At 62.2% G+C, this 12,294-nt stretch carries 17 protein-coding genes; 13 read left to right on the forward strand and 4 right to left on the reverse strand.

Translation table 11 applies throughout. From position 1 onward, the window contains the following. Nucleotides 1–28: 28 nt before the first annotated feature. From moaA to ACWGTI_RS09885, 13 genes are all read left to right on the forward strand, one after another. The gene (gene moaA, locus ACWGTI_RS09825; protein ID WP_454586939.1) at nucleotides 29–1,024 is read left to right on the forward strand and encodes a GTP 3',8-cyclase MoaA; all 996 of its coding nucleotides are present in this window, start codon (nucleotides 29–31) and stop codon (nucleotides 1,022–1,024) included. Nucleotides 1,025–1,079: 55 nt separating this feature from the next. Beyond that, nucleotides 1,080–1,592, forward strand: a complete 513-nt coding sequence (locus ACWGTI_RS09830; protein ID WP_454586940.1) for a hypothetical protein — start codon at nucleotides 1,080–1,082, stop codon at nucleotides 1,590–1,592. Nucleotides 1,593–1,689: 97 nt separating this feature from the next. After that, nucleotides 1,690–2,046: a hypothetical protein gene (locus tag ACWGTI_RS09835; RefSeq protein ID WP_454586941.1), complete on the forward strand. Its 357-nt coding sequence runs from the start codon at nucleotides 1,690–1,692 to the stop codon at nucleotides 2,044–2,046. Between the two features lie 136 nt (nucleotides 2,047–2,182). Further along, entirely contained in the window at nucleotides 2,183–3,103 is a 921-nt protein-coding gene (locus ACWGTI_RS09840; protein ID WP_454586942.1) for a DMT family transporter, read from the forward strand. A gap of 4 nt (nucleotides 3,104–3,107) precedes the next feature. Then, the gene (gene mobA, locus ACWGTI_RS09845) at nucleotides 3,108–3,740 is read left to right on the forward strand and encodes a molybdenum cofactor guanylyltransferase MobA (RefSeq protein WP_454586943.1); all 633 of its coding nucleotides are present in this window, start codon (nucleotides 3,108–3,110) and stop codon (nucleotides 3,738–3,740) included. Beyond that, entirely contained in the window at nucleotides 3,737–4,240 is a 504-nt protein-coding gene (gene mobB / locus ACWGTI_RS09850; protein WP_454586944.1) for a molybdopterin-guanine dinucleotide biosynthesis protein B, read from the forward strand. Before mobA ends, mobB begins: the two co-directional genes overlap by 4 nt. 216 nt (nucleotides 4,241–4,456) lie before the next feature. Beyond that, a complete protein-coding gene (locus ACWGTI_RS09855) occupies nucleotides 4,457–5,242 on the forward strand; it encodes an ABC transporter substrate-binding protein (protein WP_454575084.1) in 786 nt (261 codons plus the stop codon). Nucleotides 5,243–5,319: 77 nt separating this feature from the next. Next, on the forward strand, nucleotides 5,320–6,036 hold the full coding sequence (locus tag ACWGTI_RS09860; RefSeq protein ID WP_454586945.1) for an ABC transporter permease: 717 nt from the start codon (nucleotides 5,320–5,322) through the stop codon (nucleotides 6,034–6,036). After that, complete coding sequence (locus tag ACWGTI_RS09865; RefSeq protein ID WP_454586946.1) at nucleotides 6,033–6,857, forward strand: ABC transporter permease; 825 nt, start codon at nucleotides 6,033–6,035, stop codon at nucleotides 6,855–6,857. The genes ACWGTI_RS09860 and ACWGTI_RS09865 overlap by 4 nt, the downstream gene beginning before the upstream one ends. A 111-nt stretch (nucleotides 6,858–6,968) precedes the next feature. Then, on the forward strand, nucleotides 6,969–7,838 hold the full coding sequence (locus ACWGTI_RS09870) for an NAD(P)-dependent oxidoreductase (protein ID WP_454586947.1): 870 nt from the start codon (nucleotides 6,969–6,971) through the stop codon (nucleotides 7,836–7,838). 6 nt (nucleotides 7,839–7,844) lie between these two features. Continuing rightward, nucleotides 7,845–8,549: a DNA alkylation repair protein gene (locus ACWGTI_RS09875; RefSeq protein ID WP_454586948.1), complete on the forward strand. Its 705-nt coding sequence runs from the start codon at nucleotides 7,845–7,847 to the stop codon at nucleotides 8,547–8,549. 93 nt (nucleotides 8,550–8,642) lie between these two features. After that, the gene (locus ACWGTI_RS09880; RefSeq protein WP_454587313.1) at nucleotides 8,643–9,092 is read left to right on the forward strand and encodes a GNAT family N-acetyltransferase; all 450 of its coding nucleotides are present in this window, start codon (nucleotides 8,643–8,645) and stop codon (nucleotides 9,090–9,092) included. A gap of 46 nt (nucleotides 9,093–9,138) precedes the next feature. Continuing rightward, nucleotides 9,139–9,708 (forward strand): DUF3299 domain-containing protein, encoded by a 570-nt coding sequence (locus tag ACWGTI_RS09885; RefSeq protein ID WP_454586949.1) that lies wholly within the window; start codon nucleotides 9,139–9,141, stop codon nucleotides 9,706–9,708. A gap of 11 nt (nucleotides 9,709–9,719) precedes the next feature. Here ACWGTI_RS09885 and ACWGTI_RS09890 read toward each other — a convergent pair whose 3' ends face one another. The 4 genes from ACWGTI_RS09890 to ACWGTI_RS09905 form a co-directional block, all read right to left on the reverse strand. Then, on the reverse strand, nucleotides 9,720–10,211 hold the full coding sequence (locus ACWGTI_RS09890) for an Lrp/AsnC family transcriptional regulator (RefSeq protein ID WP_006333679.1): 492 nt from the start codon (nucleotides 10,209–10,211) through the stop codon (nucleotides 9,720–9,722). A gap of 144 nt (nucleotides 10,212–10,355) precedes the next feature. Then, nucleotides 10,356–10,973, reverse strand: a complete 618-nt coding sequence (locus ACWGTI_RS09895) for a uracil-DNA glycosylase family protein (protein ID WP_454586950.1) — start codon at nucleotides 10,971–10,973, stop codon at nucleotides 10,356–10,358. Nucleotide 10,974: 1 nt separating this feature from the next. Then, complete coding sequence (locus ACWGTI_RS09900) at nucleotides 10,975–11,586, reverse strand: glutathione S-transferase (RefSeq protein WP_454586951.1); 612 nt, start codon at nucleotides 11,584–11,586, stop codon at nucleotides 10,975–10,977. A gap of 48 nt (nucleotides 11,587–11,634) precedes the next feature. Further along, complete coding sequence (locus tag ACWGTI_RS09905; protein WP_454586952.1) at nucleotides 11,635–12,258, reverse strand: thermonuclease family protein; 624 nt, start codon at nucleotides 12,256–12,258, stop codon at nucleotides 11,635–11,637. Nucleotides 12,259–12,294: the final 36 nt, after the last annotated feature.

Raw genomic sequence — 12,294 nt, forward strand, 5'->3', positions numbered from 1 at the left:
ACTCGCAGCCATTGGAAACGCTTGACGCATGAACATGATCGATCCTTTCGGGCGCACGATCAGCTACTTGCGCGTGTCGGTCACCGACCGCTGCGATTTCCGCTGCACCTATTGCATGGCCGAGGACATGGCGTTCCTGCCCAAGAAGGACTTGCTGTCGCTCGAGGAACTCGACCGGCTCTGCACCGTCTTCATCGAAAAGGGCGTGCGCAAACTGCGCCTTACCGGCGGCGAGCCACTGGTGCGCAAGAACATCATGCATCTGGTTCGCCAGCTGTCGCGGCACCTGAAAAGCAGCGCGCTGGAAGAGCTGACGTTGACCACCAACGGTTCGCAGCTGTCGCGTTTTGCCGCCGAACTCGCCGATTGCGGCGTCAAGCGCATCAATGTCTCGCTGGATACGCTGGATGCCGACAAGTTCCACGCCATCACCCGCTGGGGCCATCTCGGGAAGGTTATGGCAGGCATCGATGCCGCGCAGGCGGCCGGCCTTCAGATCAAGCTCAATGCCGTTGCGCTGAAGGATTTCAACGACGCCGAACTGCCGGAGATGATGCGCTGGGCGCATGGTCGCGGCATGGACCTCACCGTCATCGAAACCATGCCGATGGGCGAGATCGATGCCGACCGCACCGATCAGTATCTGCCGCTGTCCCTGCTGCGCGCCTCGCTGGAACGCCAGTTCACGCTGAGCGACATTCCCTACAAGACCGGCGGCCCGGCCCGCTATGTCCACGTCGCCGAGACCGGCGGCCGGCTCGGCTTCATCACGCCGATGACGCATAATTTCTGCGAAAGCTGCAACCGCGTGCGGCTGACCTGCACCGGCACGCTCTATATGTGCCTGGGCCAGGAGGATGCCGCCGACCTGCGCGCGCCGTTGCGCGCGTCAGAAGGCAACGAACTGGTCGCTGCCGCCATCGATGAAGCGATCGGTCGCAAGCCGAAGGGCCATGATTTCATCATCGACCGCCGCACCAGCCGCCCCTCGGTGTCCAGGCATATGAGCGTCACTGGCGGCTGATTTCTTCCGCGATTTGGTGCAAGGAGTGTCTTTGGTCGCAGGCCAAGGAGGTCCCATGCTGCGTGTTTGTCGTACCGGTTTGTCGTCGCTGGCTGCGGTTCTGTCGTTGGTGACGGTCATCACAACAACCGCGACCGCGAAGCCTTTCACCTACATCAATGCGCGCTTCGGTACCGTGTGCGCCGTCCCGGAAAACATTTTCAGCAAACGCATGCCCGAGCCAGATAATGGCGACGGGCAACAATGGCTTAGCGCCGACGGCGCCAGCCTTGCCTGTTACGGCAGCTACAATGCCTTGGACAATACGCCCGATAGTATTGTGGACGAGGAAAAAGCCAGCACCGAGCCAGGCTACACAGTCACCTACAGCAAGACCGGCAAGAACTGGGTGGTTGTCTCCGGCACCAAGGGCGACAAGATCTTTTATGCGAGAAGCGTATTCGGAAGAAAGGATGTCATCCATACCGTCCGGATCGAATATCCAGCGTCGCTCAAGGCGAAATATGATCCACTGATCGGCGCCATCGCCCGCAGCCTGCACGAGGCATCCGGGTCGCACTGGGAATAAACCTTCCTCCAATCTGCAAACCCGATTTACCGCCATCGCGTTCCGCCTTAAATTTCGGCCTATAGCGGCTCTTCGCTCGTCTTTGGGGGAATACGACATGCGCACCGTTCTGATTTCACTTGCAATGCTTGGATTTTTAGTCGCGCCGGCTTCGGCCCAGTCGATCGGCGGCACCTACACCGTCGCCGGCACCAACTTCGACGGCTCGAAATATGGCGGCGAGGCCACCATCACGCTGACCAGCGAGACCACCTGCACCATCCACTGGGAGACGGGCGGGTCGTCCTCGGACGGCATCTGCATGCGCAACGACAATGCCTTCTCCGCCGGCTATGTCATGGGCGAGGAAATCGGCCTCGTCGTCTACAAGGTAGAGGATGACGGCTCGCTGCACGGCCTGTGGACCATCGCCGGCAAGAACGGCAGCGGCACCGAGGTGCTGACGCCGAAATGAGGCTGCGGGTCACCTGACCGGCCCTCTCTCGAGGATTTTGCAGGCCACGGATGAAAGTCCGTGGCCTATTTCTTTGACGTTGCTGTCTTGCCGCCGGCTGCTACAGGCTTGATCCCGTGCAAAACCGGTAACGCCCTTGCCTCTTTCCCCAAATCTTCGCGGTGCGCTGTTCATGATGGTGGCCATGATCGGCTTCACCCTTAACGACGCCATCACCAAGTTCTCGTCGGAATCGATGAACATGGCGCAGGTCATGCTGGTGCGCAGCGCCTTTGCGTCGGTGCTCGTCGGCCTGCTCGCCTGGCAGCAAGGCGCGCTCAAACGACCGGGCTCGATGCTGCAGCCGCTGGTGGCGCTGCGCGTCGTCGGCGAGGCCGGCGCCACCGTCGCCTTCCTCGTTGCGCTGGCGCATTTGCCGATCGCCAATGTCTCGGCAGTGCTGCAGGCGCTGCCGCTGGCGGTGACGATGGGGGCAGCCCTTGTGTTCGGTGAAGGCGTCGGCTGGCGGCGATGGCTGGCGATCGCCGTGGGCTTCGTCGGCGTGATGATCATCGTGCGGCCAGGCTTCGAAGGGTTCAGCGTCTATTCGCTATACGCACTCGTCAGCGTCGCCTGTTGTGCTGTGCGCGATCTCGCCACCAAGCGCATCCCGCAGGCTATCCCCACATTGCTGGTGTCGACAGCGACCGCGATCGCCATGACCATCGTCGGCGCACTCCTGCTGTCGCCGATGGGCGGCTGGACACCGATGTCGGGTAAAGGCACGGCACTGTTGGCATTAGCGGCGGTGCTGGTGCTGATCGGCTACCAGTTCATCATCATGGCGATGCGCGCCGGCGACATCTCCTTCGTCGCGCCGTTCCGCTACACCGCGCTGTTGTGGTCGATCTTGCTGGGCCTCGGAATCTTCGGTGATATCCCCGACGTCCCGATGATCGTCGGCTCCGCCATCATCATCGGCTCCGGTCTTTACGCGCTCTATCGCGAGCGGGTCGTCGGCCGGCAAAAGCCCGCCGCCGAAAGCGCTGGACCCGACATGGCGCCGGACGGCATATAGGGCCATGAGCCGAGACATTGCAGGGATCATCCTGGCCGGAGGCCTGTCACGGCGCATGGGCGGCGGCGACAAGACCTTGCTCGCCCTTGGTGGGCGTCCGTTGCTCGACCATGTCGTTGCCCGCCTTGCGCCGCAGGTCGGATCGCTGGTGCTGAGCGCCAATGGCGATCCGGCACGCTTTGCGGCGTCCGGGCTTTCGGTTCTCGCCGATACGGTCGAAGCCCATGCCGGACCGCTGGCAGGGGTCCTTACCGGCCTCGAATGGGCGGCAGCAAACGATGCCTCCGAGGCATTGGTGACGGCCGCCGGCGACACGCCGTTCCTGCCGGTCGATCTGGTCACGAGGCTGGCCACCGCCGCAGCCAGTCGGGCGGGCTCGATCGCGGTTGCCAGTTCCAGCGGCAGGCGGCATCCGACCTTCGCGCTGTGGCCGCTCGGGCTGCGTCAGGCCTTGCGCCGTTTCCTGGTCGACGAGGACAACAGGCGAGTCTCCGCCTTCATCGAGCGCCACGACTCTATCGAGGTGGAGTTTCCGCTGCTGGCGGCTGACGGCGGTCAGTTCGACCCGTTCTTCAACATCAATACCCCAGACGATCTTGCGGTGGCCGAGCGTCTGTTGCAGAGCATCGCGCCATGAACATATTCGGCATCACCGGCTGGAAGAATTCCGGCAAGACCACATTGACTGAGAAGCTGGTCTCCGAACTGGTCGCTCGGGGCTGGACGGTGTCGACTGTAAAACACGCCCATCACGAGTTCGACATCGACAAGCCGGGCGCCGACTCTTTTCGCCACCGCCAGGCGGGCGCCACCGAAGTCGCGGTGGTGTCTGGCACACGCTGGGCGCTGATGCACGAACTGCGCGGTGAGGACGAGCCGAGGCTGGAGACGATCCTGTCGCGGCTTGCACCGTGCGACATCGTGCTGGTCGAAGGCTACAAGCGCGAGGCGCACAGCAAGATCGAGACCCGGCGGCTCGACGCCAAGGATCGGTCGCCGCTCTCGGCAAACGACGGCCATATCGTAGCGATCGCCGCCGACTTCGCGGTCGCCGGCGAAAGCCTGCCGGTGTTCGATCTCAACGACACGGGATCGATAGCCGACTTCATCGAGCGCGCCACCGGCCTCAAAACCTGACGCCCCTGCCCGAGCCCGATTCAGCCGGTCTCCTGAGCGGTTCCATTGTCTGACCCGGCGTCAGCATTGGCTGGACCTGCAAATCCCGCAAGCAACGGTTTTACTGTTGCTTTTGTCCCGAAAACAGTGGGAGTATCGCGCCAGCGGGCGGTCAAAAGCACCGCCCCACAGAGCCGTTTCGGAACGACGGCCGGGAGCCATAAAGAGAGGACTATCATGCGTATTGCACTGCGTATCGCGCTCGCCGCATCGGCTGCGCTGCTGACGCTCGGCGTCGCCCAGGCTCAGGAAAAGACCCTGAGAATCGGCACCGAAGGCGCCTACCCCCCATTCAACAATCTGACCTCCGACGGCCAGCTCGTCGGCTTCGACATCGACATCGCCAAGGCGCTCTGCGACGAGATGAAGGTCAAGTGCACCTTCGTCGCCCAGGATTGGGACGGCATCATCCCGGCACTGCAGGCCGGCAAGTTCGATGCCATCGTCGCCTCGATGTCGATCACGCCGGAGCGTCAGGAAAAGGTCGACTTCACCAACAAATACTACAACACCCCCTCGGCGCTGGCTGTGCCGAAGGACTCGACACTTAAGGGCGTTACCAAGGAAGACCTCGCCGGCAAGACGATCGGCGTCGCCACCACCACGACGCATTTCAACTACGCCTCGAAGACCTATACGGACAGCACGGTCAAGGGCTATCCGAGCAGCCCCGAGGAGCAGGCCGATCTCGCCAATGGGCGTCTCGACGCGATCCAGGACGATATTGTCGTGTTGCAGCAGTTCCTGGATTCGCCCGACGGCGCCTGCTGCAAGATTCTAGGCCAGCCTTCGCCGCAGCCGGTCGAGATTTTTGGGCCGGGCGCCGGCATCGCCGTGCGCAAGGGCGAGACCGATCTCGTCAAGCAGTTCAACGACGCGATCGCTGCCATTCGCAAGAACGGAAAATACAAGGAAATCAACGACAAGTATTTCAAGTTCGACGTTTACGGCGCCGAGTCCTGATCACTGTGGTCAACAGCGGCGGGGTTTTTCCCCGCCGCCTTCCTCATCTCTGATCGCCGTGGAGACAAGGCCCGTCAATGCCAAGCCAGAGCATATGGATACTTCTGAGTTGGGGACCCGATGGCTGGATTGACGATATTGCCTATGGCGCACTGGTCACCATCGCGCTTGCACTGGCGACACTGCCCATCGGCTTGACGATCGGCTTTTTCGTCGCCTGGGCCAAACAGTCCGAAGAACCGTCGCTGCGGCTTGCCGCCAATATCTACACCACCGTCTTCCGCGGCTTGCCGGAACTGGTGACGCTGTTCCTGTTCTTCTTCGGCATGCCGATCCTGCTTCAGTACGTCATCCGGCTGTTCAGGCCCGAGGCGACGGTCGATGTCGACAGCTTCCTCGCCGGCCTCATTGTCTTGTCGCTGATCTTCTCGTCCTATTCCAGCGAGGTCTTCCTTTCGGCCTTTCGCGCCATTCCCAAGGGCCAGTATGAGGGCGGCTATGCGATCGGGCTGTCGAAATGGCAGACCATGCGCAAGGTGATCCTGCCGCAACTGCTGCGCATCGCTTTCCCGGGCCTCGAGAACTGCTGGCTGAGCCTGCTCAAGGACACGGCGCTGGTTTCGGTCGTCAATCTGGCGGAGACCTTGCGCAACGCCGGCGTCGCGGCCCGCGTTACCAAGCATGCCTTCCTGTTCTACAGCGTTGCGGCGATGGTCTTTCTCATCCTGGCGATCCTATCGTCGATCGCCACCGGTTTCATCTTGCGCTCGCTCGGGCGGAGGGAGGCACGATGAGCGTTGCCGAAATCACCGCCGTCGAACGGCCGCCGCCCCGCGCCCGCGGCTGGCCGCGCGCCCGCATCATCGGCTACTCGCTGGTCGGTTTCTGGATCCTCTTCGGCATCGGCATCGTCGCCTATCTGATCTATGCCTGGAATGGTGAGTTCTTCGCCCGATATGCGCCAGCCTATCTGCAGGGGCTGGAAACCACGCTGTTGCTGGTGGCCATCTCGATGGTGCTCGGCGCACTATTTTCGCTGCCGGTCACTTACGCCCGCATGTCGAATAACCGGTGGTTGTCCGGGCTTGCCTATTGCTACGTCTATTTCTTCCGCGGCACCCCGCTGCTCGTCCAGGTCTATCTCGTCTATTACGGCTTGGGCTCTTTCCGGGTGCAGATGGAAACCGTCGGACTATGGTGGTTCTTCCGCGACGCGTTCAATTGCGGCGTGTTCGCCTTTGCGCTCAACACCGCCGCCTACCAGGCCGAGATCCTGCGCGGCGCCATCGAGAGCGTGCCAAGGGGCCAGTGGGAGGGTGCGGCCTCGCTTGGCCTGCACAAGCTGCAGACGCTGCGCAAGGTCATCCTGCCGCAGGCGATCATCGTGGCGCTCAGGCCCTATGGCAACGAGCTCGTGCTGATGATCAAGGCTTCGGCCATCGTCGCCATCATCACGGTTTACGATCTGATGGGCAATGCAAAGCTCGCCTATGCCAAGTCCTTCGACTTCCAGGCCTATGTCTGGGTCGCCATCGTCTATCTGGTGATGGTCGAGATCCTGCGCCACGGCGTCGAATGGATCGAACGCCGCATCACCGTACATCTGAAGCGCTGACTGGTCTCGATAGGCTGTGCCAGTCAGTCGGCTCACGCGCGTCTTGACGAATTGCGCGCAGAGCCTAGAGCTTTCGCAGCAAATTTCGCTTTCCATCTGAAGGGCAAACCTATGGCATCTGTGGCATTTCTTGGTCTGGGCGTGATGGGATATCCCATGGCCGGGCACCTCAGGAACAAAGGCGGCCACGAGGTCACCGTCTACAACCGCACTGCCGCGAAAGCCGAGCAATGGGTGGCCCAGCACGGCGGCAAGTTCGCCATGACACCGGCAGAGGCGGCAGAGGGTCAGGATTTCGTCTTCTCGTGCGTCGGCAATGACGACGACCTGCGCTCGGTAACGACCGGGGCCAAGGGCGCGTTCGCCGCGATGAAGAAAGGCTCCGTTTTCATTGACAACACCACGGCGTCGGCCGAGGTCGCGCGCGAACTGGCCGAAGCCGCTGAAAAGGCCGGCTTTTCCTTCCTCGACGCGCCGGTCTCCGGCGGCCAGGCAGGCGCGGAAAATGGCGTGCTGACGGTGATGGTCGGCGGCGAGGAGAGCGCTTTCGACAAGGCCAAACCGGTCATCGATGCCTTTGCCCGCATGGTCGGGCTGATGGGGCCGTCCGGCGCGGGCCAACTCACCAAGATGATCAACCAGATCACCATTGCCGGGCTGGTGCAGGGCTTGGCCGAAGGCATTCATTTTGGCAAGAAGGCCGGGCTCGACATCGAGAAGGTGATCGAGGTGATCTCCAAGGGCGCGGCCGGTTCCTGGCAGATGGAGAACCGCCACAAGACGATGAATGCCGGCAAGTATGATTTCGGCTTTGCCGTCGACTGGATGCGCAAGGATCTCGGCATCTGCCTCGATGAAGCCGACCGCAATGGCGCCAAACTGCCGGTGACCGCCCTCGTCGACCAGTTCTACAAGGATGTGCAGGCGATGGGCGGCAAGCGCTGGGACACGTCGTCGTTGCTGGCGCGCCTGGAGAAATAAGCTGGGATGACCGAGCTTTCGCCCCAATCCAGCGCCGACGAGATTGTCGCGCATTTGCGGTCGATCGGCTCGGAAGAAAATCGCCGCGGCATGCTGCGCTATGGCATCAAGATCGAGCGGGCGCTCGGCATTTCGCATGGCATGCAGCGGCAGATCGCCAGGAAGATCAAGCGCAACCACGAGCGAGCCTTCGAGCTTTGGCAGACCGGCATCACGGAGGCGCAGTTCATCGCTTCCGTCACGGCCGACCCGAAGCGCTTTTCCGCAGCGGATGCAAGGCAATGGGCAGCGTCCTTCGATTCCTGGGATGTCGTTGACGGCGTCTCCGATCTCTTCGTCGACACGGACGCCTGGAAGGAACTGATCGAAGAGTTCGCGGCGGACGAACGGGAGTTCGTTCGACGCACGGCCTTTGCCATGATGGCCTGGTCTGTCGTTCACCGGAAGCAAGAGCCGGTAGCGACTTTCCTCGGCTTCCTGCCGATCATTGAAGCGCACGCCACCGATGGCCGCAATTTCGTGAAGAAGGCGGTAAACTGGGCGCTTCGTTCGATCGGCAAGCGCTCGATGGAGATGCATGGCGCTGCCCTTTCCGTCGCGCAGAAGCTCGCTATGTCACCGGACAAGACAGCGCGCTGGATCGGCAAGGACGCGGTGCGGGAACTGAGCAATGCCAAGACGCTCGAGCGGATCGCCGCCAGAAAAGCCTGACCTGGACAAAGTCCGGTTCAGCGCGGTGACGCGAAAGACGCGAACTGATTTCGAGGGGCTCTTCGAAGCGCAGGGCGGCCCGAAATATTGCTGGTGCATGGCCTGGCGGCCCCTGCCCGGCCGCCGCGAGCACGTCCAGAGCACCGAGCTGAAACGGGCCATGATGGCGCTCGTCGACGCCGGACGCCGGTCGGCATTCTCGCCGAGCTCGATGGCAAGACTGTCGGCTGGTGCTCGGTCGCGCCACGCCAGACCTACCGCAATTTGTCGTCGCACCAGGACGGTGGCGAGACCGGCATCTGGTCGATCGTCTGCTTCTATGTTCCAAGAGAGCTGCGCGGCGGCGGGCTGGCGGCAGCGCTGCTTGACGCCGCCATCGATCACGCCTTTGCCAAGGGCGCCAGCACGATCGAGGCCTACCCCGTCGACCCGGCATCGCCGAGCTACCGTTTCATGGGATTTCGCGACATGTTTGCCGTTCGCGGGTTTCATGAGATCGGCATGGCCGGCTCCCGCAGACATGTGATGCGGCTCAAGCGTTGACGCGATCGGCCACGGCGTCTTTACTTCTGCCCAAAGGAAGCAACGAATGAGCAGTCCTCTCAAATCGACCCCGGCGCTTGCAGCCGCGTTGTTGGCGTTCATCGCTACCAACGCGTCGGGCCAAACCGCGCACATCTTCTGGAAGGATCTGCGTCCGGCCACACAAGCGGTGGCCGAGGATGCCGGCCTGCCGATGATCGCCGCAAAACTGCCCGATCATGGCGAGACTCTGTCTACAAATCTGCAGGACAAGACGATACAATTATCCGGCTATGCATTGCCGGTCGACCGCGACGGCGACCTCGTCTACCAATTCCTTCTGGTGCCGTGGACGGGCGCCTGCAGCCACATGCCGACGCCGCCGCCGAACCAGATCGTGCTGGTGACGCCGGCCCATCCCTACAAGATGTCGGAAGCCTATGAATCAGTTGCCGTGACCGGCGCCTTGCAGCCCGGCATGGAGAAGAGCCAGCTTTTCATTCTCGACGGCGTCAGCATCATCCAGTCCGGCTATACCGTGCGCAAGGCCGAGGTGGTGGCTGTCGACACCGTGCCGGACACGATAACGCTGCCGGTCAACTCGCCGTGGAGTTTTCTTAACAAAAAGAAGAACTAGCGGGTTGAGCCTCAAGCAGCGTTGGCGCCCGATTCCTTGTCCAGCACCATGTAGTCCAGCGGCATTTCGGTCGTGTATTTGATTTGCTCCATGGCGAAGGACGACGACACGTCGCGGATCTCGATCTTGGCGATCAGCCGCTTGTAGAAGGCGTCGTAGGCGGCGATGTCGGGCACCACCACGCGCAGGAGATAGTCGACGTCGCCGCTCATGCGGTAGAACTCGACCACTTCGGGAAATTCCTGGATGACTTCGGAGAAGCGGCGCAGCCATTCATGGCTGTGCGAATTGGTGCGGATCGACACGAAGACCGTGACGCGTACATTGACCTTCTCATGGTCGAGAATGGCGACGCGCCGCTTGATGACGCCCTCTTCCTCGAGCTTCTGAATGCGGCGCCAGCAGGGCGTCGTCGACAGGCCGACTTTCTTGGCGACATCGGCAACCGCGAGCGTCGCGTCCTCCTGCAGGAGGCGGAGAATTTTTCTGTCGAGGCGATCCATTGAGGTGCTCCCTGGTGCAGGCCGCGTTCCCTCGGGCGCGGCGCGCTTTGGGAATAGATTGGCTATACTCCCTCTTATTTAGGCCTTTCACAAGAAAGAAATTCTGCCGAATGGCACAAAAGCGAGTGATATCTTGCTTAAAGCTTAAGCAGTGCGATAGCGGATTTCCGATCTCAGGAAGGGCAGCAAATCCATTTCAAACCACGGATTCTGTTTGAGCCAGCCTGTGTTGCGCCATGACGGATGCGGTAGCGGCAGCACTTTGGGACCTACCGCAGCGTCCCAGATGGCGCGCCAGTTCATCACGGTTTCAGTCAGTGACGCCCGGCGAGCCGGGCCCATATGCCAGGCCTGCGCGTAGGAGCCGACGGTCAGCACGAGATCGATCTGCGGCATCAGCGCCATCAGCGGCGCGCGCCAGGTCGGCGCGCATTCGCGGCGCGGCGGCAGGTCGCCGCCCTTGGCATCCTGGCCGGGAAAGCAAAAACCCATCGGCACGATGGCGAATTTTTCCGTGTCATAGAATTCGCCCGCGCTGACACCCAGCCAGCTGCGCAAACGGTCTCCTGAGGCGTCGGTGAACGGCATGCCGGATAAATGCACCTTGGTGCCCGGCGCCTGGCTGGCAAGCAGGATACGGGCGCTGGATGAGGGCAGCAGCACCGGACGCGGCTCGTGCGGCAGCGGCCGACCCACCGGATTGTCGACGCAGATGCGGCAGGCGCGGATCTTTGCCGTCAAGCGTTCGAGGTTCGTCTCCATCTCAGGCAGAGGCGCTCGGCCGGCTGGAGACTGCCGCATACCAGCGCAGCACATTGGTGCACTCGTCCGGTACCTTGATGCGCGCCGGGTTCATGAAATCGATGGCGATCATGCCGGTGATGTCGGCAATCGAATAGCTATCGCCGGCGGCGAATTCCCGGTTTGCCAGTTCGGTGTCGAGCAGGTTCAGGAACTCGACCGCTTTCGTCTTGTTGGCCTCGCCCCACTCAGGAATTTGCGGAATTTCCCACTCCTTCATCGCTGGATGGATGTGGCGAAAGGCCTGAGCGACGCAACTGAGCAGATTGAGCTCCATGCGCCTTTGCCACATCTCGACCTTTGCCTTGCCGAGCGCGCCTTGCCCGAACAGTGGCGGCTCTGGATGCAGTTCCTCGAAATAGCGGCAGATGGCGACGGACTCGGTGATGATGCTGCCGTCGTCGAGTTCGAGCACCGGCAAGCGCTGCAGCGGGTTGCGCGAACTGACCGGCTCCTGCCTGTGACCCATTGCGCCCATGTCGACCGGCACCAGCGGCACCTCAATGCTTTTCTCGGCTAGGAAGACCCTGACACGCCGCGGATTGGGGGCGCGGCCACCGTCAAACAGTTTCATCTCAATCCTCCCGATCTTGCCGACAGACTATAGGACATGGCGCGGTCCTCACCAGAAGCGAAAGATTTCGCGCAAGGCGTCGCCGATCGAAGCCAGCGTGCCGTGCCGTCTTTCGGCCGGTCCCTCATGGTGGCTTTCGCGCCAGTCCTGCGGGGCATCAAAGGTGCCGGCCCAGATGCCGGCCTTGCCGGCGCGGGCAACGGCCTGCTCGCTTTCGTAGTCGCCATAGGCAATGGCCCAGCCGGCCTCGACCTGGGCCCGGTTGAGGTCCTTGCCGCCGGCCTTGCAGTCGCCGAGCAGGCGGCCGTAGCGGTCGCGCTGCCAGCCGCTGCAGGTCACCGGATTGCCGGATATCAGCCGCACCAGCGCCTGCCGCGCCAGCCTGCCGCAGGCATAGTCGGCGCCGTCCTTGCGGCATATCTGCCGGTATTCCGGAGCATCGATGCCACGCATGCGGATGCGCTCAGTGCCAAGCGTGAGTGAATCGCCGTCATTGACGATCGCAGCGCCCTCCGCCTTGCGCGTCTCGAAGCGGTCGAGCCGCGCTGCGACCAGGATCAGCAGGCCGAGCAGGATGATCGTCAGCCCGTAGTCCAGCGTCTTGCGCCACAGGCTTCGCGGTGGCGGCGGATAGTATCGCCGGCGCGGCCTTGGCGACCACGAACGGCTCATATGGCAAACAGTCTCTTAATCATTCGAACGTAGCTT

The sequence above is a fragment of the Mesorhizobium sp. ArgA1 genome (assembly GCF_053714375.1).